Origin of the sequence: Clostridium sp. TW13 (assembly GCF_024345225.1) — a bacterium.
GTDB classification, from domain to species: Bacteria; Bacillota; Clostridia; order Clostridiales; family Clostridiaceae; genus Inconstantimicrobium; species Inconstantimicrobium mannanitabidum.
On the sequence record NZ_BROD01000001.1, the window covers coordinates 1,423,734 to 1,448,514 of the forward strand.

At 30.5% G+C, this 24,781-nt stretch carries 24 protein-coding genes and 2 other annotated features; of the genes, 21 read left to right on the forward strand and 3 right to left on the reverse strand.

The genetic code is table 11. From position 1 onward, the window contains the following. The first annotated feature begins 139 nt into the window (after positions 1-139). The gene (gene cobO, locus OCU47_RS06845; RefSeq protein ID WP_261827852.1) at positions 140-670 is read left to right on the forward strand and encodes a cob(I)yrinic acid a,c-diamide adenosyltransferase; all 531 of its coding nucleotides are present in this window, start codon (positions 140-142) and stop codon (positions 668-670) included. After that, a complete protein-coding gene (locus OCU47_RS06850) occupies positions 670-1,812 on the forward strand; it encodes a pyridoxal phosphate-dependent aminotransferase (protein ID WP_261827853.1) in 1,143 nt (380 codons plus the stop codon). Before cobO ends, OCU47_RS06850 begins: the two co-directional genes overlap by 1 nt. A gap of 65 nt (positions 1,813-1,877) precedes the next feature. On the opposite strand, the gene dapB is transcribed toward OCU47_RS06850, so the two are convergent. Continuing rightward, positions 1,878-2,639, reverse strand: a complete 762-nt coding sequence (dapB, locus tag OCU47_RS06855) for a 4-hydroxy-tetrahydrodipicolinate reductase (RefSeq protein WP_261827854.1) — start codon at positions 2,637-2,639, stop codon at positions 1,878-1,880. A gap of 18 nt (positions 2,640-2,657) precedes the next feature. Next, positions 2,658-3,536, reverse strand: coding sequence for a 4-hydroxy-tetrahydrodipicolinate synthase (gene dapA / locus OCU47_RS06860; protein WP_261827855.1), 879 nt, complete (start codon positions 3,534-3,536; stop codon positions 2,658-2,660). Between the two features lie 150 nt (positions 3,537-3,686). Between dapA and OCU47_RS06865 the strand changes: the two genes are divergently transcribed. The 8 genes from OCU47_RS06865 (at position 3,687) to OCU47_RS06900 (ending at position 10,800) form a co-directional block, all read left to right on the forward strand. Next, a complete protein-coding gene (locus OCU47_RS06865) occupies positions 3,687-3,947 on the forward strand; it encodes an alpha/beta-type small acid-soluble spore protein (protein WP_261827856.1) in 261 nt (86 codons plus the stop codon). Between the two features lie 58 nt (positions 3,948-4,005). Beyond that, positions 4,006-4,755 carry a class I SAM-dependent DNA methyltransferase gene (locus OCU47_RS06870; RefSeq protein ID WP_261827857.1) on the forward strand — a complete coding sequence of 250 codons (750 nt, stop codon included), beginning with the start codon at positions 4,006-4,008 and terminating at the stop codon, positions 4,753-4,755. Between the two features lie 2 nt (positions 4,756-4,757). After that, positions 4,758-5,642 (forward strand): Hsp33 family molecular chaperone HslO, encoded by an 885-nt coding sequence (hslO, locus tag OCU47_RS06875; RefSeq protein ID WP_261830594.1) that lies wholly within the window; start codon positions 4,758-4,760, stop codon positions 5,640-5,642. A 312-nt stretch (positions 5,643-5,954) separates the two neighbouring features. After that, on the forward strand, positions 5,955-6,758 hold the full coding sequence (locus tag OCU47_RS06880) for an amino acid ABC transporter substrate-binding protein (protein WP_261827858.1): 804 nt from the start codon (positions 5,955-5,957) through the stop codon (positions 6,756-6,758). A 12-nt stretch (positions 6,759-6,770) separates the two neighbouring features. Continuing rightward, complete coding sequence (locus OCU47_RS06885; protein WP_261827859.1) at positions 6,771-7,454, forward strand: amino acid ABC transporter permease; 684 nt, start codon at positions 6,771-6,773, stop codon at positions 7,452-7,454. Between the two features lie 13 nt (positions 7,455-7,467). Further along, complete coding sequence (locus tag OCU47_RS06890) at positions 7,468-8,208, forward strand: amino acid ABC transporter ATP-binding protein (protein WP_261827860.1); 741 nt, start codon at positions 7,468-7,470, stop codon at positions 8,206-8,208. A 349-nt stretch (positions 8,209-8,557) separates the two neighbouring features. Continuing rightward, complete coding sequence (locus OCU47_RS06895; protein WP_261827861.1) at positions 8,558-9,841, forward strand: GNAT family N-acetyltransferase; 1,284 nt, start codon at positions 8,558-8,560, stop codon at positions 9,839-9,841. Between the two features lie 173 nt (positions 9,842-10,014). Beyond that, positions 10,015-10,800 carry a Cof-type HAD-IIB family hydrolase gene (locus OCU47_RS06900; RefSeq protein WP_261827862.1) on the forward strand — a complete coding sequence of 262 codons (786 nt, stop codon included), beginning with the start codon at positions 10,015-10,017 and terminating at the stop codon, positions 10,798-10,800. 30 nt (positions 10,801-10,830) lie between these two features. Here OCU47_RS06900 and OCU47_RS06905 read toward each other — a convergent pair whose 3' ends face one another. After that, positions 10,831-11,547 carry a DUF6873 family GME fold protein gene (locus OCU47_RS06905; RefSeq protein ID WP_261827863.1) on the reverse strand — a complete coding sequence of 239 codons (717 nt, stop codon included), beginning with the start codon at positions 11,545-11,547 and terminating at the stop codon, positions 10,831-10,833. A 304-nt stretch (positions 11,548-11,851) separates the two neighbouring features. On the opposite strand from OCU47_RS06905, the gene ytxC reads away from it, so the two are divergent. From ytxC to OCU47_RS06960, 11 genes are all read left to right on the forward strand, one after another. Further along, complete coding sequence (gene ytxC / locus OCU47_RS06910) at positions 11,852-12,742, forward strand: putative sporulation protein YtxC (RefSeq protein ID WP_261827864.1); 891 nt, start codon at positions 11,852-11,854, stop codon at positions 12,740-12,742. A gap of 41 nt (positions 12,743-12,783) precedes the next feature. Continuing rightward, positions 12,784-12,900, forward strand: a sequence feature (ribosomal protein L20 leader region). 27 nt (positions 12,901-12,927) lie between these two features. Next, entirely contained in the window at positions 12,928-13,449 is a 522-nt protein-coding gene (gene infC / locus OCU47_RS06915; protein WP_261827865.1) for a translation initiation factor IF-3, read from the forward strand. A gap of 20 nt (positions 13,450-13,469) precedes the next feature. Next, the gene (rpmI, locus tag OCU47_RS06920; protein WP_261827866.1) at positions 13,470-13,667 is read left to right on the forward strand and encodes a 50S ribosomal protein L35; all 198 of its coding nucleotides are present in this window, start codon (positions 13,470-13,472) and stop codon (positions 13,665-13,667) included. A gap of 29 nt (positions 13,668-13,696) precedes the next feature. Next, positions 13,697-14,056, forward strand: a complete 360-nt coding sequence (gene rplT, locus OCU47_RS06925; RefSeq protein WP_261827867.1) for a 50S ribosomal protein L20 — start codon at positions 13,697-13,699, stop codon at positions 14,054-14,056. 115 nt (positions 14,057-14,171) lie between these two features. Continuing rightward, on the forward strand, positions 14,172-14,957 hold the full coding sequence (locus OCU47_RS06930) for a TrmH family RNA methyltransferase (RefSeq protein WP_261827868.1): 786 nt from the start codon (positions 14,172-14,174) through the stop codon (positions 14,955-14,957). A 39-nt stretch (positions 14,958-14,996) separates the two neighbouring features. Continuing rightward, positions 14,997-15,216 (forward strand) — a binding site (T-box leader). Positions 15,217-15,267: 51 nt separating this feature from the next. Further along, positions 15,268-16,287, forward strand: a complete 1,020-nt coding sequence (gene pheS / locus OCU47_RS06935; RefSeq protein ID WP_261827869.1) for a phenylalanine--tRNA ligase subunit alpha — start codon at positions 15,268-15,270, stop codon at positions 16,285-16,287. Positions 16,288-16,299: 12 nt separating this feature from the next. Continuing rightward, positions 16,300-18,675, forward strand: coding sequence for a phenylalanine--tRNA ligase subunit beta (pheT, locus tag OCU47_RS06940; RefSeq protein ID WP_261827870.1), 2,376 nt, complete (start codon positions 16,300-16,302; stop codon positions 18,673-18,675). Positions 18,676-18,747: 72 nt separating this feature from the next. Then, positions 18,748-19,326, forward strand: a complete 579-nt coding sequence (locus OCU47_RS06945; protein ID WP_261827871.1) for a cell division protein ZapA — start codon at positions 18,748-18,750, stop codon at positions 19,324-19,326. Positions 19,327-19,404: 78 nt separating this feature from the next. Continuing rightward, entirely contained in the window at positions 19,405-21,747 is a 2,343-nt protein-coding gene (locus tag OCU47_RS06950) for a U32 family peptidase (RefSeq protein WP_261827872.1), read from the forward strand. Further along, positions 21,748-24,111, forward strand: coding sequence for an endonuclease MutS2 (locus tag OCU47_RS06955; protein ID WP_261827873.1), 2,364 nt, complete (start codon positions 21,748-21,750; stop codon positions 24,109-24,111). It begins immediately after the preceding gene. An 11-nt stretch (positions 24,112-24,122) separates the two neighbouring features. Further along, positions 24,123-24,575 carry a 2-thiouracil desulfurase family protein gene (locus OCU47_RS06960; protein WP_261827874.1) on the forward strand — a complete coding sequence of 151 codons (453 nt, stop codon included), beginning with the start codon at positions 24,123-24,125 and terminating at the stop codon, positions 24,573-24,575. Positions 24,576-24,781 lie beyond the last annotated feature (206 nt).

A 24,781-nucleotide genomic window follows, 5' to 3' on the forward strand; every position in this document is an offset into this window, starting at 1 on the left:
CAAGTTTTTCTCACATTCGTTTGATAAGGCAGATGCGTAAAAAAAATCTCCAGTTTCACAGTCGCCTGCTATTTTTTTATTCAAACTGTAGATAAAAAAAACATTTTTAGATAAAATAAAAAGAAGAGGAAGTGAAAGCATGCAAGATAAAGGATACATTCAGATATATACAGGAGATGGAAAGGGGAAGACTACTTGTGCAGTAGGACTTGCAGTGAGAGCAGCAGGAAATGGATACAAGGTAAACTTTGTGCAATTTATGAAGTCATGGCAGACTGGAGAGTTGAAGATTCTTGAGAATATTCCGGGCGTTAGTATTTATAGATTTGCAACTCCAAAGGATTTTACTTGGAATTTAACTGAAGAAGAAAAGGAAGAATTAATAAAGAATATAGAAAAAGGTTTTGAAAATGTGAAAAATCTAATTATGAGTAACTCATGTGATATGTTGATTATAGATGAATTAGTAGGGGTACTATCCCAAGGATATTTAGATGAAGCTAAGGTAATAGAAGTTTTACAAAGTAAACCAGAACACATGGAAATTATTCTTACGGGCAGAAATGCATCAGCCCAATTAATTGAAGTTGCCGATCTAGTTACTGAGATGAAAGAAGTGAAACATTACTACTCAAAAGGAGTAGTAGCAAGAAAGGGGATTGAATTTTAATGAATCAAAGAGTTTTAGATGTAGAATTGTCAGGTATAAGAAAGTTTTCTAATAAGGTCAGTAAGGTTCCAGGAGCAATTTCGTTGACATTAGGTCAACCAGATTTTCCAGTGCCAAAGGCTATAAAAGAGGCTATGAAGACAGCAATTGATGAAGATAAAACTGTTTATACTTCCAATGCAGGAATTTTAGAATTAAGAGAAGAAATTTCAAATTATTTGAGTTCTTTGGATGTAAATTATGATGCAGATGAAATTTGTATAACTGTTGGGGGAAGTCAGGGACTTTTTGCAGTAATTATGGCTCTAATAAACCAAGGTGATAAAGTGCTTATTCCTACACCAGCATATCCAGCTTATGAAAGCATAACTAAGATGGCTGGAGGAACTGTAGTGAATTATACTTTAAATGATGATTTTACTATCAATATTGATGAAATAGAAGAGCGATTAAAGGATAAGGATATAAAAGCTATAGTTATATCATATCCGTGCAATCCTACTGGAGCAGTTTTAACAAAGGAAGATAGGGATAAGTTAGCTGAATTACTAGCAAAACATGATGTAAAGGTAATAACAGATGAAATTTATGCAGCTTTATGCTATGAAGATAAATACTACAGTGTAGCACAAATTAAAGAGCTTAGGGATAAATTAATTTATGTTAGTGGATTTTCAAAGATGTTCTCAATGACTGGACTTAGACTAGGATATGTTTGTGCACCTAAAGAGATAATGGAGCAGGTTATGAAGGTACATCAATATAATGTATCCTGTGCTACTTCTATGGTTCAATATGCTACAGTTGTAGGCTTAAGAGAAAGTTTAGATGATGTAGAATATATGAGGCAAGAGTTTCAAAAGAGAAGAGATTATGTATATAGCCAGCTAAAAGATATGGGATTAGAAGTTAATTGTCCTAAGGGAGCTTTTTATATTTTTCCAAACATAAAGAAGACAGGACTTACTTCAGAAGAATTTTGTGATAGATTACTTAATGAAATGAAGGTGGCTTGTGTTCCTGGAAGTGCTTTTGGCAAAGGTGGAGAGGGGTATATAAGAATATCCTATAGTTACAGTATGAAAGAGTTGCAGAAGTCTTTAGGTTTATTAAGAGAGTTTATAGAAAAAATAAAAAATTAATGAAATATTAAGTATGTATATAGAAAAAAGGATGTTTCAGTTTGAAACATCCTTTTAGAATTAAATTAAAAATCTAGTCCTATAACATCTTCCATATTGTAAAGTTTATTTTCTGATACTTTAGAAATATATTGGCAGGCTTTTAATGCACCTACTGCAAAAACTTCTCTTGATAAAGCATTGTGGGTGAATTTAATAACTTCACCATCACCTGCAAAGATAACATCATGATTTCCAACTATGCTTCCGCCACGAATAGCATGAATTCCAATTTCATTCTTGTCTCTTTTTGAAGAGCCACTTCTACCGTAAACATATTCAGTTTCAGTATCTAAACTATTTTTGATTGAATCAGCAAGAAGAAGAGCTGTACCACTTGGAGCATCTACCTTTTGATTATGATGTTCCTCAATTATTTCAATATCAAAGTTATCCTTAAGTACAGGAGCCACTTTTCTTAATAACATTGAAATTAGGTTTATACCAACACTCATATTTGCTGAACGGAATATAGGAAGTTCTTTTGATTTATTTTCAATTAGTTGTAGCTGATCTTCTGTATATCCAGTGGAACAAAGAACTATTGGCTTTTGTTTTTTTAGGGAAAAAGTCAATAAATTTTCTAATGCATCTGCCCTTGAAAAGTCTAGAAGTACATCATACTCAACGTTACATTCATCTAAGCTTTTAAAAACAGGATATCCCATATTGTCAGAACCAAATTTATCTATTCCAGCTACAATTGATAAGTTGTCATATTTTTTTGAAAGCTCAGAAATAACTCTTCCCATCTTTCCACAACAACCGTGTAATAATATTTTTGTCATTATATGCAACTCCTTTAATTAAAGTAAATTATATTTCTTTAATGTATTCTCTAACACAGTTAAATTCTTTTCTTCCATTTCACATAAAGGAAGTCTTAAGTCTCCAACTTTGAACCCTGCTAAATTAAGAGCAGTTTTTATAGGAATAGGATTATTTTCTATAAATAGAGTATTGGCTAGTTCTAGATATTTTAGCTGTAAATCTAAAGATTCTTTTACATTACCTTTAAAGAAAGCTTCACATATATTGTGAGTTTCTTCAGGAATTATATTAGCTAGAACAGAGATAACACCAACTCCACCTAAAGAAAGGATAGGTAAAATTTGATCATCATTTCCAGAATAAATATCTAAGTTATCTTGACAAAGGGCTTTTATCTTAGCAATTTGAGATATATCTCCGCTAGCTTCTTTTACTGCAACAATATTTTTTAGCTTTGAAAGTTCTAATAATGTTTGAGGAAGAATATTCATTCCTGTTCTTGATGGAACATTATAAAGTATTATAGGTATATTAACTGCATCATTTATAGCAGTAAAGTGTTGTATTAATCCTTTTTGAGTAGTTCTATTGTAATAAGGAGTTATTACAAGCAGACCATCTACTCCAATGCTTTCAGCCCACTTAGACATAGATATTGAACTAGCTGTATTATTTGAGCCAGTTCCAGCAATTACGGGAATTCTTTTGTTTATTTTTTTAACAGTAAATTCTATGGTTTCTTTACGTTCAGCTTCGGACATAGTTGAAGCTTCACCAGTAGTACCACAGATTATTATAGCGTCAGTTTTATTATTAACATGGAATTCAAGCAATTCTCCAAGTTTATCAAAATCAACTTTATCTTTTATAAAAGGAGTAATTAAAGCTACTCCTGAGCCTTTAAATAAAGACATATAATACCTCCTACATTTTTATATTCACTTCATTATAGTATATTTTACTCTTCTTTAAAATGATATGTTAACAAATTAATTTGTATATTATATAAAATTTCGTTAAAAATAAAAAATATAATATAATTTTTGAAACAAAGGAGAATTATTATGAGCAAAACACCATTAAAAAAAGTTATAAAATCTAAATTGAAGGCTCATAAGGAACTAACCAAAGAAGAGCTTATTAGAGAGAACATAAAATATGAGATAGCAGAGGAGTTAGGGTTAAAGGATAAGGTTGATGAGCTTGGATGGGGTGGTTTAAGTGCGGAAGAGACAGGCAGAATAGGGGGGATAATGACAAAAAGAAAAAAAGATTTAAAGTTACCATCTAATAGAGAAATTCTTGAAATTTCTAAAGAACATTGACTTTATTGTAACAATTAATTAATATAGTTAGAGAAGATTTTTCATGGGGGATTTTGTCATGAACACAAGTTACAAAGATTTTGCCAGCATATATGATGAATTAATATATGAGGATATAGATTACAAGAAGATAAAAGAATTTACTCTAGAACTCTGTGAGGAGTATAATGTGAATAAAGAAAATTATTTGGATTTAGCCTGTGGAACTGGTAATGTTGCCATAGAAATAGCAGATAGCTTTACCAATAGATTTCTTGTGGATTTATCACAAGATATGCTTCAAGAAGCAGCAGAAAAATTTAGGGGGCAGAGGTTAAAGGCTAATATAGTTTGTCAAGACATGACTGAATTATCTTTAAATAAAGAGTTTGATCTTATAACCTGTGTATTAGATTCTACTAACTATATACTAGAAGATGAAGAGATAAAAAGTTATCTTAAATCAGTAAAAAATCATCTTCGAGAGGATGGAATATTTTTATTTGATATTAATTCGTATTATAAATTGAGTGAAATTTTAGGAAACAATATATATACTTATAATAGTGAAGATGTATTCTATAGTTGGGAAAACATCTTTGAAGACGAAATTGTGGAGATGAATCTTACCTTCTTTGTAAGGGATGGAGATGCCTATAGGAGGTTTGAGGAGGTTCATGAAGAAAGAGCATATAGGGAAGATTTTATAGATCAATGTCTTCAAGAAACTGGCTTAGAAGTGCTAGGCAAGTATGAAGGTTACAGTAGAAATGCTGTGAAACAAGATTCAGAGAGAATTCTTTGGGTTGTAAGAAAGAAAAAGGAGTAGATATTATGGATAAAATAATTAGAGCAACTGCCAAAGATGGTATGGTTAGAATAATTGCAGGAATAACAACAGATATAGTAAACGAAGGAGCAAGAATACATGGATGTACACCTACAGCTTCTGCAGCATTGGGAAGAATGCTAACAGCAGGTGCTTTGATGGGAAGTATGTTAAAGTCAGAACAGGAAGCTTTAACATTAAAAATAAATGGTGGAGGACCTGCTAATGGAATTACTGTAACAGCAAAATCTGATGCAGTAGTAAAAGGATATATAGGAAATCCTACAGTACATTTTCCTTTAAATGTAGCTAATGGTAAACTAAATGTAGGTGAAGCTGTTGGAAAGGATGGAAATTTACTTGTAATAAAGGATTTGGGTCTTAAAGAACCTTATGTTGGACAAGTACCAATATATACAGGAGAAATAGCTGAGGACTTTGCATATTATTTTACAGTATCAGAACAAACTCCATCAGCAGTATCTTTAGGAGTTTTAGTTGATAAGGATTTAAGTATAAAGGCAGCTGGTGGTTTTATTATTCAAATGATGCCAGGAGCTGATGATTTGCTTACAGATCTAATAACATACAGATTAGAAGAAATACCATCAATCACTACTTTAATTGGTGAAAAAGATAGTATTGAAGAAATAATTGAATATATCTTTGAAGGAATGGATTTAAAAATTAATGAATCTATAGAGCCTCAATATAGATGTGATTGTACTAGAGAGAGAGTTGAAAGAGCATTAATTAGTATAGGTCAAAAAGATTTACAAGAAATTTATGAGGATGGAAAAACCGAAGAAGTAACTTGTGATTTTTGCGACAAGAAATACGTGTTTAGCCATGAAGATTTAGGACAGTTGTTAGAACAAGCTAAATAAATATCTGGGTGAAGCCCATAATTATATAAAGGTTATTTAAAAGTAGCTTATACTGTAACTTGTAAGAAGGTTAGCAGTATAGGCTACTTTTATTTGCTATTATAACCTCCACGGCGTTTTATATCGTAGAAATTTGGGTGTGGTAGGGGAATAGATTATGTTAAAAGGGGTCTACAAATGACAAGAAAATGCATCAGATATTACTAGCACATGTGTTAACAATCTCAACTAAATACATTATTGACATGAGATAATACTCGTGTTAATATAAATCATACTAATCTGATAGGAATACTAAGGAGGAAGCTAATTATGAAAAAAATATCAATGCTAATTGGCAGTTTATTAATTACAACTGTAGCTTTGGTTGGCTGCGCATCAAATAACCAAAAAGGAACTAGTGAACAAAATAAATCTTCGCTAGTTAAAATACAAAGTGAAGGAAAAATACGTATAGGTACAGAAGGTACATATGCTCCATTTACATTCCATGATGCTTCTGGTAAGTTAACTGGATTTGATGTTGAGATTGCTGAGGAAGTATCAAAGCGTCTTGGAGTAAAAGCAGAATTTGTAGAAACAAAATGGGATGGAATGATAGCAGGGCTAGATGCTAAGAGATTTGATATGGTAGCTAATGAAGTTACTATAAATGCTGAAAGAAAAGAAAAATATGATTTTTCAGATTCTTATATAGCATCAAAACCTGTACTTATTGTTAACAGTGATAATAATACAATCAAAAAATTCTCTGATTTGAATGGTAAAAAATCCGCTCAATCATTAACTAGTAACCTGGGTAAAATTGCAAAAGCTAATGGAGCTACGCTTGAGCCAGTAGATGGATTTAATCAAGGAATTGATTTATTAACATCAAAGAGAGTAGATGCTGTAATTAATGACAGTTTATCATTCCTTGATTTAAAAAAGCAAAAACCTGATTTAGGTATAAAAGTTGTAGATAAATCTAAGGATGGTGACTTAAACGCATTTTTATTTAATAAAGGAAATAAAGAGTTAATAGATGCAGTTAATAAGGAATTGGGTAATATGAAAAAAGACGGGACTTACTTAAAAATATCAGAGAAATGGTTTGGTACTGATGTATCAAAATAATATGGTGATGATATGAATTTTGATACTCAAACAGAAAGAATAATACAAATAATTTTGAAATCTTTTCTACCTTTATTAGAGGCAGGATTAAAATTTACTATTCCAGTAGCATTAATTTCTTTTGGACTTGGTATAATTGTTGCGCTAGCTACTGCCTTAGCTCGTATATCAAAATTTAAGGTGTTAAGATTTATATCTGGATTTTATGTTTGGATAGTGAGAGGCACACCGTTGTTAGTTCAACTATTTATAATATTTTATGGGTTACCAAGAGCTGGAATAACATTAGAACCTATAACTGCTGCTATAATAGGGTTTACTTTAAATGTTGGAGCGTATACATCTGAAGTTATTAGGGCTGCAATTTTATCTATACCTAAGGGACAATGGGAGGCGGCATTTTCTGTTGGGATGAACAGTAGACAGGCACTAACCCGTATAATATTACCACAGGCAGCTAGAGTTTCTGTGCCACCATTATTTAACTCATTCATAAGTCTTATAAAAGATACTTCATTGGCTTCAACGATAACTTTAACTGAAATGTTCCAAATAGCTCAAAGAATTACAGCTACAACGTACGAACCGTTAGTATTGTACTGTGAAGCTGCAGTGATATATCTACTATTCTGTAGTATGTTATCTTTTATTCAACATAGGATAGAAAATAGACTAGAACGTTATGTGGCTAAGTAATGAGGTGAAAGTAATGATTAACATACGAAATTTACACAAAAGTTTTGGTGATAAAGAGATTTTAAAGGGAATAGATTTAAATGTTCCTAAAGGGGAAGCAACATTTATAATAGGACCGTCTGGTTCAGGGAAAACTACGCTTCTTCGCTGCATGAATTTATTAGAGATTCCTAATGAAGGTACAATAAGTATTGGAAATAATACATTGGAATTTAAAACGAATAAGAAAAATATCCAAAATGATATTTTGAAATTAAGAAAGAGTACAGGTATGGTATTTCAAGGGTTTCACCTATTTCCACATATGACTGTTATTCAAAATATTATGGAAGGACCTGTTACTGTTCTAAAGCAATCAAAAGATGATGCTAGAGCTAAAGCAATTACGCTTTTGCAGAAAGTTGGGCTTTCAGAAAAAAGTAACAGCTATCCGCACGAACTTTCTGGTGGACAGCAGCAGAGGGTTGCTATTGCCCGTGCAATGGCTATGGAACCATCAGTGTTGCTATTTGATGAACCAACTTCTGCACTTGATCCAGAACTTGAGGCAGAGGTTCTTAAGGTTATGAGAGATCTTTCGCATGAAGGAATGACAATGGTTGTAGTTACTCATAAGATGAGTTTTGCAAAAGAGGTTGCTAATAATGTAATATTTATGGATGATGGGATTATAGTTGAAAGTGGAACTCCACAAAAATTATTTACCAATACAACTAATTCAAGATTAAAACAGTTCTTAAGTTTGGTTGAATAAGTAAACAAAGAGTTAATTAATATGGTCTATGATTTAAAAGTATAGGATATTATTAATTATTAAGAAGCAAACTATGTTAAGACGAATCAATTTTTAGCATATATGATTTGAATTATAGTACTTAGTTGTAATTAAATAGACCGTTTATAGCTAATAATTAGTTATAAACGGTCTATTTTTTTAGAATTAAGACTTTATAAAAAATGAGAAAGTATTTTATGATGTTACTATATGAATTTAGATAATAAATTCATTTATACAACAATAGTTTAATGAATTAAATTGAATCAATATTATTAGTTCAGGTATAATAATATATATGGAATGTTTAGGTTTGGGGGAAAGTTTAATGAATATATTTAGAGTAACAGAAAAAGAGGAGCAATTTTTAAAATATAAAAAGAGCTATATTCATAGTACAGCTTTTATAGCAAAGCAGGGGGAAGATGTTATAGGCATATTTGAATATAATATAAATGGTATAGTAGCTGAGATAACCAATATTTTATTACCTTGTTCAAAGAACCAATCAATAAGAGTAGTAAAGGGGTTTATTGAAGAATTAAGTTATTGGAATCCTTATGTTAATTCTGTTGTTTTAAAAAATGAAATTTCAGAAGTAGATTTGAAAACTCTTAAATCTTTTGGTTTTATTGCCGATAAAGGATGGATGTATGAAATTGATAATGCAAGTAAATTATTCAAATTAAGTTTATCAGATATTGTACCAGAACAACTTACAGTGGATGAAAAAAAGGTACATAAGGCTATCTCTTGGGTGAATTGTCCAAGGGATGTAATGGTGGGATGTGTTGAGATAGATAATAAGATTTTAGTTATTGACGGATATTCTAGGCTAGTAGTTGCAGTTCAAAAAGGATTCTCTTATGTTTATGGTTATATGGATAAAGGTAATGATAATGATGAGCAAAAAGCTTTTTATAAGACGTGCTTTTCCTGGTGCCAAGAAGCTGGAGTTAATAGTGTTTATGATTTTAATAATAGAATAGTATCGTCAGAAGAACATAAAAAAATATGGATTGATAGGTGTCAGAGGTATTTTAAAGAAAAAGCTAACGAAGGATTAGGAAAAGTGAAGACTTTAGAATCAAAAAGATTAATTTTGAGAGGATGGAAGCTAGAGGATTTAGATGATTTTTATCAATATGCTAAGAATCCTAAGGTTGGACCTAATGCTGGATGGGCACCTCATGAAAGTAAAGAGACTACTTTGAGTATATTAAATAGTTTTATAGAAAAACAGCAAGTATGGGCCATACAAGATAAAGAGAGTGGGAGTGTCATAGGTTCTATTGGATTGCATGACGATCACAAAAGAAGTGATACGGGAGCTAAGATGCTTGGATATGTTTTATCCGAAGATTATTGGGGAAAAGGTATAATGCCAGAAGCAGTACAAGAAATTTTGAAGTATGCCTTTGAAGAAGCAAATGTCCAATTAATTTCCGTCTATCATTATGATTTTAATACTACCTCTAAAAGAGTTATAGAGAAGGTTGGATTTAAGTTTGAGGGAATATTAAGGGCAGCTAGTAAAAGGTATGATGGGAAAATTTTTGATGATTATTGTTATTCTATGTTAAGACAAGAGTATAGTGAATTAATAAAATAAGATTTAAATATAAAAAGTATTTTAGAAAACATTAAAAATTGAATATAGATCGTTGCCTCATAAAGGAAGTATAGCCTATAACTTAAGTTGAAAGTTATAGGTTTATTTATTATAATTAATTAAGCTGAATAGGAATGCGTGAAGACATCAAGTGAATTAAAGGGGGATTACCTATGATAAAGTTAATAGCAACGGATATGGATGGAACATTACTAAATAGTAATCATGAAATTAATCCAGAGTTTGATGAAGTTTTTAATAAATTGAAGGAAAAGAATATTCTATTTGCAGTAGCTAGTGGGAGGCAATATTACACTTTGCTAAAACAATTTGATAAAGTAAAAAAGGACATGCTATTTATAGCTGAAAATGGAACTTTTGTAGTACATAAGGACAAAGAATTAGTAGTTAATGATATGGATAGGGAACAAGCATTACATATTATTAGGATAGCAAGAGAAATTTCACAGTGTGAGATAGTCCTTTGTGGAAAAGATTCTGCATATATAGAAAGTCAAAATCAAAGTTTTGCAGAAGAAGTAAATAGATATTATGTTAGATGTCAGTGCGTAGAAAAATTTGAGGATGTAGATGATAAGATATTGAAAGTTGCTATCTGTGACTTAAAGGGTACTGAAAATAATAGTCTAAATTATTTTCAGGAATACCAGAAAAGTGTTCAAATAACTGTTTCAGGCAAACTATGGCTTGATATTACAGCTAAGGGTATAAACAAGGGAATAGCAATTAAAGAGATTCAACAAGCATTGAATGTTAGTTATGATGAGACTATGGTGTTTGGAGATTACTTAAATGATTTAGAAATGATGCAAAGCGCTTATTATAGCTATGCTATGGAAAATGCTCATGAGGAGTTAAAAAAAGTATCTAGATTTACAGCCAAAAGTAATGATGAAAATGGAGTTCTAGATACAATAAAACAAATAGTATTAAGTTAATTCCTATAACAAATTTTCAAAATGCACATATTATATAGAGGAGTCGAAAATAAATAAGCCTCCTCTATCAACTAGCTTACCATCATTTAATGAGATTATATTAACATTGTGAGAATCTAAGAATTCTTTGACTTGGTCACCGTATTTATATTGGTTAATGTCACCAAAAAAAGCCATTGTATCTTTGGAGATTAATCCACATGTACCACCTATAAAACCATAGTCAAAATCTTCTAGTACAATATCTCCAGCAGGTAGCAATAGAACATCATAGGAGCAAGATTTAAGAACGTTATATATTCCTATGTCACTTGTTATGAATGCGGAATTATTTACTATAGCACAAGAGCACTTAGAATATCCTTGTTTTATGTTAATTAATTTCTTATTTTTACATAAGGTTTTAATTTGCTCATCTGTATATTTTAGATTATGGATTAAAATTGAGCCAGTGCTAATGCAGTTCAATGCTATATTTTCAGGATAGGTTTCACCTAAGGATGAAGAGGATAAGGTGAAATTAACTTTTAGAGAAGTTAATTTAGATAAAAAGTTTTCTGGTATATCTTTGTAGGCGATAAATTGATTACATAAAGGTGAGCTTTGAAATAATTGTATATCAACATGACCGTTAATAGCATTATACAGTTTGTGACAAGGAGGAACTTTTATTGGTTCGATATTAATTTTTTTTAATGAAGTTAACTCTTTATCAGAAATTCTATAATCTACAAAAGCAAATTTCATAAAAATACTCCTTTCAAGATAAGGCATTTTCAAAAAATAAGTAATTTCATATGCTAGTCTATTTTCGTTAAAATGCATCAATAGGACCATTAGATAGCGTGCTATCTAAGCAATCTACTTACTTGATTAACTAAAAATATCAGTCGCATATTTGAATTTGTTATTTTAAGAAGCCTAGTATGTGATACTAATACTATAAGTTTAATAAAAAAAATCATTGTAATCAATGTCGAATTTGAGAATTTATTTTTTGAATACCTTTTTTTATTTTATACATACTATATGTATGAAAGGAGTGAGTGAGATGCTACTGCTTAGACTTGCATATGATGAGCAACATGACATCAGTGAAGACATACGTGAAATTAGCTTGTTTTTGAAGCAAAAAGGTGTCACTGTAGGTATTAGAGAAAGTATGGAGGGGAATACTAACATTGCCGCAATAGTTTGTGAAGATTCCATATATAGTGAAAAGCTACAGTCTTTGGTTAGTTTTTATTGCAGCAATATTTTATATAAAATTGTAATTGAGGATTTTAAGAATAGAGAATTTTTAGAGTATGTAACAGAAAACTATTTTTTCTTAAATAGAGAAGAAATAATAGAGATTGAGAATAGGTGTATGAAAACATTATCTTCAAATGGTGTACTTTTAAATGATACAAGTGTATACTGCCTTAATATAGTAAATAATATAATAGACAAAATAAAAAATTGTGTGGAAGAACAGCATAATATTAACGTTGAAGGTTTTATAAGATTTAGAATGAAAGATTTGGTTGATGACATAGAATCTATAATAGATAAAGTAGTTGAAGATTATATGGTGGAAAAAGAGTATAATGAGTTTATTAAATTACTAAAATATTTTGTTGATATACAAGATAGCAAGATAGATTTATTAAATATTGTTATGCTAAAAGATGGTGGATATGAATTATTTGATGAGGTAGGAAATAATATTTTTCAGGAGTTTGTGAATAGTATAACTGAACTTAAAGCTACAAATGCAGTTAAGGAAGAGGATATAATTATAAGTGGTCTTATAACTAATTCTCCTAAAGAAATAATAATTCACAATAAAGAAAATTGTAATAATAAAGAGTTTTTAAATACTATAGTAAGTGTGTTTGGAGACAGAGTGAAATATTGTGAAGGATGTAGTATTTGTATAAAAACACACATAAAAGTATAAAAGATGTTGACAGCTTAAATTATTCGTGATATTATAATACACGTAGCAAGAAGAAACAGCCGTTTCTCACCTTACAGCCAAGGCTCGTTAGGTTAATAATCGTGGTAAATTATGAATTGCGATAAAAAGGACGGCATTAGCCGTCCTTTATTTTTTATAAATATAGAACAAAGCATCACTGGGAGGTGAATAATATTAGTAAAAATTTTTTGTTAAATGAAGAAATAAGAGAAAAAGAATTAAGAATTGTAGGACATGATGGTGAACAATTAGGTTTAATGTCATCTAGTGAGGCATTAAAAATGGCTGAAGAAAAAGATATGGATTTGGTTATGATATCACCTAGTGCAAAACCACCAGTTTGTAAAATAATGGACTATGGTAAGTTCATATATGAGCAAGCTAAAAAAGACAGAGAAGCAAAGAAAAAACAAAAAGTAGTAGATTTAAAAGAAGTGAGAGTTAGCCCTAAGATAGAAGAACATGACATCATGATTAAAGCAACAAATGCAAGAAGGTTTTTACAAGAGGGCGATAAAGTTAAAATCACAGTAAGATTTAGAGGAAGAGAAGCAGATTATTCTCATGTTGGAAACAAAATCTTACAAAACTTTGCTGAGAAGTTAGCTGATGTTTCTACAATAGAAAAACCAGCAAAGCTTGAAGGTAGAAATATGATAATGATTTTAACTCCAAAAAAAGCATAACTTGAGAGGAGGAAATTCAAATGCCAAAAATGAAGACTCATAGAGGAGCAGCTAAAAGATTTAAATTAACAGGAACAGGTAAATTAAAGAGAGCTAAAGCTTTCAAAAGCCATATCTTAACAAAGAAAAGCGCTAAGAGAAAGAGAAACTTAAGAAAAACAGCTTATGTTTCAGTAGCTCAAGAAAAAACAATGAAAAAATTATTACCATATCTATAATAGATTACGGAGTAGGAGGTTAGCACAACATGGCAAGAGTAAAGAGAGCAGTAAATTCTCGTAAAAATCATAAAAAGGTATTAAAGCTTGCAAAAGGTTACTATGGTGGAAAGAGTAAACTTTTTAAGACAGCTAATGAATCAGTTATAAGAGCGTTAAGAAATGCTTACGTTGGAAGAAAGTTAAAGAAGAGAGACTATAGAAGTCTATGGATAGCAAGAATAAATGCTGCAACAAGAATTAATGGATTATCATATTCAAAATTCATGAACGGTATGAAACTTGCAGGTATCGATATTAACAGAAAGATGCTTTCAGAGATCGCTATAAATGATCCAAAGGCATTTGCTGATTTAGTAGAAGTAGCTAAAAAACAAATTAATGCTTAATTACAAATCAAATGCGACTTAAAGGTCGCATTTATTTTTATATGCAGACATAAAAAATCAAGTTGAAATGGTTAAGAATAAAGTTTATTCCATAACTAAAATTGTGAGGTTAATAGTGTTAAAGATAGAAAGCAAAGAAAATAAACTTTTCAAGGATACAAAAAAATTAAAAGAAAAGAAATGGCGCATTAAGAATAAAAAGTATTTAATTGAAGGTGTAAGAATAGTAGAAGAAGCTATTAAAGCTAAGGTTAAAATTGATGCTATTTTCTTAGAAGAAGATTTAGAAGATGCTAGGATAAATGCGTTTTTGGAAGGTCAATCTTTTAATAGTTATGTTTTATCAAAAGAGTTATTTAAATCTTTGTGTTCAACAGAAGCTCCTCAAGGCATTATAGCTATTGTAGATTTATCAAATAGTATAGAAAAGAAGAGTGGGAATTTTTATATATTAGCAGATAAGGTGCAAGATCCAGGAAATATGGGGACGATTATAAGAACAGCTCATGCAGCTAATGCTAAGGGTGTTATTATAACTAAAGGAACTGTTGATATATACAATGAAAAAACTATTAGATCTACTATGGGATCAATTTTTTATCTTCCTGTAATTGAGGATCAAGATTTAGAATTCACAAAGAAATTAATTGATAATGGATATAAATTATTAGTTAGTGCGTTAGATGCTGAGAAAAACTTTTTTGAGGAAGATTTAAGTGGAAGTTACATAATTGCTGTTGGCAATGAGGGCAATGGAGTTTCTGATGAAATAAAGGATTTAGCTACTGTAAAGGTGAAGATACCAATGCCTGGAGAGGCTGAATCATTAAACGTTTCTGTTGCCTGTGCAATAATGATATATGAAAAAGTTCGCCAAAATTTATCAAATGCTATTGAATAATGGTGAAACAACTATTATAATCAATATATATTGAATAAATTATCTGCTGTGAATGAGAGAGTAGGAGTAAATGACTTTTTAGGGAGAAGAAATCGTAGACTGAAAGTTTCTTTATAGAAATTTGCTTTGAAGTTCGCTCAGGAGTTCTGATTGTGAAGTTATATTAGCAGTCAGCGGTTAAATTCCGTTATATTAACTAAGAGAGCATGAAAATTATCATGCTAATTAGGGTGGTACCGCGATTTTTCTCGTCCCTTTTAGGGATGGGATTTTTTATTGCAAAAAATTAAGCATGGAAGGAGAAAATGCAATGCAAAATAAATTAATGGAAATAAAAGAACTTGCTTCAAAAGAGCTTGAAGCAGTTAAAAATAGCTCAGAGATAGAAAATCTTAGAGTTAAATATCTAGGTAAAAAAGGTGAACTTACTGGAATATTAAGAGGTATGGGAAGTTTATCAGTAGATGAAAAACCTATCATAGGTAAATTAGCCAATGAAGTAAGATCTAATATAGAAGAAAAAATAGATGCGATTACTAAAAAAATAAAAGAGAGCGAACAAAAAGAAAAATTAAGCAAGGAAGTTATTGATATATCACTTCCAGGAAAGAAAAAGATTATAGGAAAAAGACATCCGTTAGAATCTACTTTGAAGAGTATTGAAGATATTTTTATTTCAATGGGATTCACTATAGAGGAAGGTCCAGAAGTTGAATTAGATTATTATAACTTCGAAGCACTTAATATACCAAAGGATCATCCAGCAAGAAGTGAACAAGATACTTTTTATATCAATGATAATTTAGTTCTTAGAACTCAAACTTCACCAGTTCAAATTAGAGTTATGGAAAAGCAAGAACCACCAATAAAGATGATATCACCAGGAAAGGTGTTTAGATCTGATGCAGTGGATGCCACACATTCACCTATATTCTATCAAATGGAGGGTCTTGTAATAGACAAAGGGATTACTTTTGCTGATTTAAAAGGAACTCTAGAGTTGTTTGTTAAGAAGATGTTTGGAGAAAATGTTCAAACTAAATTTAGACCACACCATTTCCCATTTACTGAACCTTCAGCAGAAATGGATGCAAGTTGTTTTGTTTGTGGAGGTAAAGGATGTAAAGTATGTAAAGGTAGTGGCTGGATGGAAATTCTAGGCTGCGGTATGGTTCATCCTCAAGTTATTAAAAATTGTGGATTAGATCCAGAAGTATATAGTGGTTTTGCATTTGGTTTTGGTATAGACAGAATGGTAATGCTTAATTACGGTATAGACGATATTAGAGCTTTATATGAAAGCGATATGAGATTCTTAAAACAATTCTAGGAGGGATTATTAATGAAAGTACCATATACATGGCTAAAAGATTATGTAGATGTAAATATAGATGCAAAGGAATTAGGAGATAGATTAACATTATCAGGTTCAAATGTAGAAGAGGTTGCAATATCAGGAGATACAATTCAAAATGTTGTTACAGGTTTAATAACAAAAATAGAAAAGCATCCTGATGCAGACAAATTAAGTATATGCCAGGTTAATATTGGAGATGTAGAAATTCAAATAGTTACTGCAGCTACAAATATGAAGGAACAAGATATAGTGCCAGTAGCACTTCATGGAGCAGTACTTTTTGATGGAACAAAAATTAAAAAGGGTAAATTAAGAGGCGTAGTATCAAATGGAATGTTCTGCTCAGAAGAAGAACTTGGAATAGCTGGGGATGAACCAGTACATGGTCTTCTAATTATGCCGAAGGATACACCTATAGGAAAAGATATCAAGGAAGTTCTTGGCTTAAATAAGGCTGTTATAGACCTAGAAATAACATCAAATAGACCAGATTGTTTAAGTATAATAGGTATGGCAAGAGAAACTGCTGCAACTTTAAACTTAAAATACAAAATGCCTAACTTAGGCTTTGATGCTAAAAATAGTACTAACATAAATGATGAACTTAAAGTAAGCATAAAAGATGAACTTTGCAAAAGATATATGGCAAGAGGAGTTAAGAATGTTAAGATAGCTCCATCACCAGTTTGGATGCAGGATAGATTGAATGAAGCAGGGGTAAGACCAATAAATAATATAGTTGATATAACTAATTTTGTTATGTTAGAAATAGGTCAACCAATGCATGCTTTTGATAGAAGAGAGATAAATTCAGGAGAAATAGTTGTAGAAAGAGCAACAGCAGGAGAAAAATTTACAACTCTTGATGAAGTAGAAAGAGAATTGGATAATTCAGTTCTTTGCATAAAGGATGGCAATAAAACCATAGGTTTAGCAGGAATTATGGGAGGACTTAATTCTGAAATACAAGAAGATACAACAGAAGTTGTATTTGAATCAGCTAACTTCGAAGGAGTAAATATAAGAGTTAATTCTAAGAAGTTGGGCTTAAGAACTGAAGCTTCTCAAAGATTTGAAAAAGAAATTGATCCTAATTTAGCACAACTTGCTATAGATAGAGCGTGTGCACTTGTAGTTGAGTTAGGTTGTGGAGAAATTATGCAAGGAACTATAGATATATATAATGATGTTAAGCCGGTTAAAACTATGACAGTTTCATCAACTTATATTAATGATTTCCTTGGTACAGATATCAGTAAAGAGGATATGAAAGATTACCTAGATAGATTGGATTTATCAACTGAAATTCAAGGTGACAATCTTGTGATAACAGTGCCAACTTTTAGAATAGATATTGCTATAAAACAAGATATAGCTGAAGAAATTGCAAGAATTTATGGTTATGACAAGATACCAACAACTATAATAAAGACATCTACTCAAAGACAACCAAAGAATAGAAAACAATTACTAGATGATAAAATAGTAGATATAATGATAGCTTGTGGTTTAAATCAGTCAATTAGTTATTCATTTGTAAGTCCAAAGGTGTTTGATCTTGTGAATTTACCAGAAGATAGCAAGCTAAGAAATACTGTAAAGATAAAGAATCCGCTTGGCGAGGATTATAGTTTAATGAGAACTACTACAGTACCATCTATGATGGAATGTTTAGCTAGAAACTATGCAAGAAATAATGAATATGCTTCATTGTTTGAAATAGGAAAAATATATATTCCAAATGAAGACGAAACACAACTTCCTACTGAAAGAAACATTCTTACTATAGGTATGTATGGAAATGTAGATTACTTAGATATTAAGGGAGTTATGGATGATTTAATTGAAGAAATAGGACTTCAAAAATATAACTTTAAGAGACAAATGGAAAACCCAATGTATCATCCAGGAAAAACTGCAGAATTATATTCAGGAAAAACTAAGGTTGCAGTGATTGGAGAAGTACATCCAACAGTTTGTGATAATTATGGTGTAGGAACTGATTGCTACATAGCACAAGTTGACTTAGATGCATTATATGAAAATATAAATACTAAGAAGTCATATACACCATTACCAAAGTTCCCAGCAGTAACTAGAGATATAGCTCTTTTAGTTGATGATGATATCTTAGTTCAAGAGATTGAAGAAACTATAAGAAAAACAGGTGGACATTTAGTTGAAAAAACAACTCTATTTGATGTATATAAAGGAAAGCAAATACCTGAAGGCAAGAAGAGTATTGCTTATGCTATTATCTATAGAGATCCATCTAAGACTCTTAAAGATGAAGAAATAAACAAGGTTCATGATAAGATTTTACGTGCATTAGAATTTAAATTAGGGGCGCAACTTAGATAATCTATATTTAAAGTGGTGTAAAAAAGTGATAAAATTACACTAAGGATAATTTGATTGATAAGAGGTGTTAAAATGGGAAATGTGGCTGTTAAAATAGATGGTATTGAGTACAATCTAAAGGGAGAAGAAGATGATAAGTATTTAAAACATTTAGTGACCTATGCAGAAAACAAAATGAATGAATTGAAAGAAAAAAATTCTAAACTATCAACTTCAGCGGCAGCAATGTTAACGGCTATAAACCTTGTAGATGAACTTTTTAAAGGCAATGAGGATTATAATGAATTATTGCAGAATTTTGAAGATTTAAAGAAGAATGAAGAAGAATTAAAAAAACAAGTTCAGGAACTCTTGCATGCAAATAAAGAGCTATCTGAAAATGAAAGTAAACTTCTAATAGAGATTGATGAATTAAAGTTAGATGAATCTTCAAAGAATTTGCAAAAAGAAAATGAAGCTTTACAAAAATCTTCTTTAGCGAATAAAGAGATTAAAGAAAAGTTGCTTAAAGAAAATAAAGAATTAAAGTTTCAGCTTAGATCAAGTAAATATAAGTTGATGGATGTAGAGCAGAAGTATCTAGATACACAAATTAAATTAGCTAAGGCTATAAAAGATAAAAATCCATTGCTACAGATCCATATGGAGTAAAAAAAACCTGTCTTCTTGACAGGTTTTTTTTAAAAGTATATAGTTTTAAACAGAAGAGTGTACAGGAGAGATGAAAAAATGAATAACGTAGAATTATTAGCTCCAGCAGGAAGTATGGAAAGTTTATATGCAGCAGTAAATAATGGAGCAGATGCAGTCTATTTAGGAGGAGATAAGTTCTCTGCTAGGGCATATGCATCAAATTTTGATAAAGAAAATATAGAAAAAGCTATAAATTATGCACATAGTTATGATGTTAAGGTTTATGTAACTATAAATATTTTACTTAAGGAAGAAGAAGTTTATGAAGCATTAGAATATGCGAAATTTTTATATAGTATAGGTGTAGATGCATTAATAATCCAAGATATTGGATTGTTTAAACTTATTAAAGAAGAGGTTGAAGGTTATGAATTGCATGCTTCAACTCAAATGACTATACATAATGGAGAAGCTGCTGCTTTTTATAAAAATGCAGGATTTCATAGAGTGGTTCTATCTAGGGAACTATCACTTAAGGAAATAGAATATATATCAAAGGACTTAAACATAGAGACAGAGATATTTGTACACGGGGCTCTTTGTGTTTCTTATTCTGGACAATGTTTGATGAGCAGTATGATAGGTGGCAGAAGTGGTAACAGAGGAAGATGCGCGCAAGCTTGCAGATTACCATATAAATTAGTAAGTGATAAATCTGAAAAGAAGTATGAAGGATATCTTTTAAGTCCAAAGGATATTTCAACCTATGATATGCTAAAAGATTTGTTGAGTACAGGAACATCTTCACTTAAAGTAGAAGGAAGAATGAAGAAACCAGAGTATGTGGCTGGGGTTGTTTCAGAATATAGAAAAAATATAGATGCTATAAATGCAAATAGAACTATAGATACTAAAAAAGGTACTACTAAGTTATTGAAACTATTTAATAGAGAAGGTTTTTCACAAGCATTTTTTTATAAGAATACAGGCAGAGATATGATGGCGTATAATATGCCAAAGAATTCTGGAATTGGTATCGGAAAAGTTGAAAAGAATTTAATAAAGTTAACTGAACCAATAAGTAAAGGTGATGGAATAAGATACAATGATAAAGGTTTTGTGATAAGCAAGATCCTTGTTGGTGATACTGAAGTTCAGGAAGCTAAAGCTGGGGATGTAGTGAAAATATTGCCAAAGCCATACAAAAATAATGATATATTATTTAAGACTTCTGATGTGAAGTTAAATGATGAACTGGCATTGACTTATAGAAATCCTTATGAAAAGAAAATAGAGCTTGAAGCAGAGATAATATTTAAGGTGAATGAGCCACTTATTATAAAGTCTATCTATAATGATAAAGAGTATAAAGTTAAAGGGGAGATAGTACAAACTGCTTTGAAACAACCTATAACTAAGGAAAAAATAGAAACAAACATATTGAAAAATAGTGATAATCAGTTTAAATTTTCTAAGGTTAGCTATGAAGTTTATGAGGAAGGTTTTTTACCTCTGTCTTCAATTAATGCTGCAAGAAGAGAAATTTTAAATCAAATATATGAGGAAAAAATAAATAAATATAAAAGAAGAATAATTAAACCTTTCAATAATAGAATAAGAAAAGAAAGGGTAATAGGAGAAAAAGAATACTATTATATAGTAAGAAAAAAAAGTCAACTAAATACAGTATTAAATTATAATGTAAATAATGTTATAATAGATATGTTTACTAAAGGTCAAGATGCCATTGATATAAAAGATATAAAGGAATTAGGTATAAAAAATTTCTATTTAAAGCTACCTAATATAATAAAAAATGAATTTGTATCTGTATGCTCGATTATTGATGAATTATTACCTGATATTAAAGGATTATATACCGGTAACGTAGGGATAATAAACAAATATAATGGAAAAACGAAGATTATTGGTGACTATAAGATAAATATAATGAATAGTAAGACTATGGAGTTTTACGGAGACTATTTGGATGTACCGTTGATTTCTTTAGAGTTGAATAGAAAAGAATTAAAGGAAACCTGCAAAAAATATAAAGGAAATATAGGATACACAATATATGGAAAAACTGAATTGATGGTAAATGAATATTGTGTTATAGGAAGTACAGCGGGAGGTAAAACATGTAGTTCAGCTTGTAATAAAGCATGTGAAAGAGATAATTTTGTTTTAATTGATAGGATGAACGAAGCGTTTACTGTTATAACAGACAAATATTGTAGAACACATCTATATAATTCAGTACCTTTATGCTTAATTAAGGAAAAAGAGGACCTCTATAATATAGGAATAAATAAATTTATCGTAGAGTTCACTGATGAAGATGGTGATCAATGTGAGAATATTTTAAATTGGATAAACAAAAATATTGAGATTAAATTAAATTGTACTAAGGGACATTACAAGCGGGGTGTAGAATAGATGAACAACAGAGCTCTAAGAGTATTAGAATTTGATAAGGTTAAGCAAAAAGTGGCAGCTTATGCCACTACAAGTGCTACAAAAGAACTTATTGCTGAATTAGAACCTTATGAAACTGCCTTTGAAGTTAAAAGAAGTTTAGAGGAAACAAATGAGGCTTTAGAATTATTAATGAAAAAAGGAAATCCTCCTTTTGAAGGACTTTACAATATAAATGATTATGTTTCTCGTTGTGAAAAGGGTGGGGATTTAAGTGCAGCAGGCTTATTAAAGATAGCAAACATGTTAAGAGCAGCAAGAAGATTTAAAGAGTATATTGCTAGAAAAGATGAAGAACAAGGCTATGAAAATATAGAAGAGATTGCACAAAACTTATTAGGTATTAAGAATCTTGAGGATAGTATTTTTCTTGCTATCGTAAGTGAGGATGAAATTGCTGATAGAGCTAGTGAAGCTTTATATAAGATAAGAACGAGTCTTAAAAACAAGAATAACTCCATCAGAGAAAAATTAGGCTCAGTAATGAAAAATTATTCAAAGTATATGCAAGATAATCTATATACTATGCGTGGAGATAGATATGTTATTCCTGTAAAGGCAGAGCATAAAGGTAGCGTAGAGGGGCTTGTGCATGATCAAAGTTCTACAGGTGCAACTTTATTTATAGAGCCTATTGGACTTGTTAATTTGAATAATGAGATAAAAGAATTAATGCTTAAAGAAAAAGCAGAAATTGAAAGAATTTTAGCAGAACTTTCAACTAGAGTTTATAACTCAATTGCAACTGTAAAATTAGATTGGGAAATTTTATGCACCTTAGATTTTATCTTTGCAAAAGCTAAGTATGGACTAGAGATAAATGGGATAAAACCTGAAATTAATGAACAAGGTAAGATTAATTTAATAAGAGTTAGACATCCACTAATTGACAAAGATAGAGTAGTGCCTTCAGATATATTTATGGGAGATGCATTTACTAGCCTAATAATTACTGGACCTAATACAGGTGGTAAGACGGTAACTTTAAAAACCTTAGGGCTTGTGCATATAATGGCTTTAAGCGGATTGTTATTACCTGCAGATTCTGGATCAGAAATAAGTTTCTTTGAAGAAATATACGCTGATATAGGAGATGAGCAAAGCATAGAGCAGAGTTTATCTACGTTTTCATCACATATGACAAATATTGTTGAAATAATGAAAAGTGCTAATAATAAATCTTTAGCCCTATTTGATGAGTTGGGTGCAGGCACAGATCCGACTGAAGGAGCAGCCTTAGCAATTTCAATATTAGAAAAATTAAGAGCAAGAGGATGTTTTATAGCAGCTACTACGCATTATTCAGAATTAAAGGCTTATGCATTAAGAACTGTTGGAGTTGAAAATGGTTCTGTAGAGTTTAATGTGGAAACATTAAGACCTACTTATAAACTATTAATAGGAATACCAGGAAAATCAAATGCTTTCAATATTTCAAGAAGATTAGGATTATCAGAAGAAGTTATTGAATATGCTAAAGATATAATAAGTGAAGACACATTGCAATTTGAAGATTTAATTCAACATTTACAAGAAAAAAGTATTAGTGCAGAAGAAAATGCAAAACAAGCTGAGAAATATAAATTAGAAGCAAAAGCGCTAAAAGAAAAATATCAGGTAAAGCTTGATAATTTGGAAAATGTTCGTGAAAATCAATTCGAACAAGCCAGAAGAGAAGCTAGAAATATTTTAAGGCAAGCTAGAGAAGAAGCGGATGAAATAATAAAAAATATGAAGGAGCTTGAAAAAGAAGCTTTATCTAATCCCGATATAAAGAGAAAAATGAATGAAGCAAGAAACAAGATAGATAACAGTATTTCTAAAACTGATATTGGATTAAATAAAAAGCAGCATGAAGGTGAAGAACTAAAAGAAGTTTATGAAGGAATGGATGCATATTTACCTTCACTGAACCAGAAGGTCGTAGTACTATCTGCACCAGATAAAAAAGGTGAAGTAATTGTGGAAGCTGGTATAATGAAAATTAATGTAAAAGTTAAAGATCTTAGAAAAGCGCCATCTAACAGACAAGAAAAGAAGACTAATAAGTCAAATAAAAAAGTGAATTTAAATCTAAATCAAATAGATTCTTCAATTGATTTAAGAGGGTTAGATGCAGAAGAAGCTTTATACAGAGTAGATAAGTATTTAGATGAGGCATATTTAGCAGGAATGCCTGAAGTATCTATAATACATGGTAAAGGAACAGGAATTCTTAGAAAATCCATTGCTGATATGCTTAAAAGACATATCCATGTTAAATCCCATAGACTAGGAGTATATGGAGAAGGTGGAGATGGTGTTACTGTAGTAATATTAAAATAGGAGAGATAAGAATGATATTAATTAGTGCGTGTTTGTGTGGAGTAAATTGCAAGTATAATGGGCAGAATAATCTTAATGATGAAATAAAAAAAATAGCCAAAGAAGAAGAAGCAATATTAATTTGTCCTGAAGAAATATTTTTATCAACTCCAAGAGAACCAGTTGAAATAGTTGGAGGAGATGCTAAAAAAGTTTTAGAAGGCAGAGCAAAAGTTATGAGTGCAACAGGTAAAGATTATACAGAAGCTTTTATAAGGAGTGCTTATGAGGTTTTTAATGTGGCGAAAAAAAATGGTGTGAAAAAAGCTATATTAAAGGCAAAAAGCCCTTCTTGTGGCTTTGGCCAAGTGTATGATGGAAACTTTGATGGGACTTTAATAGTAGGTAATGGCGTAACAGCAGAATTACTTTCTAGGAATGGAATAATTGTATGCAATGAGAATGATTTCAAAGATATTTTGTAATAATTTAATGGACGGGATTAATTTATTTATGAAATTAAGATTATATTAAAAATTTAAATGATTAAATTTTTAATATAGAACGTGAAGATAATTTTAGAAAAGAAAAATAAATAATCTTGTCTTTTTTACGAATATATTTGAGTTTACTGTAGAAAATTATAAAATTCTTCAATTGATTTGAATTTTCCAGGTTATGTTGTATAATA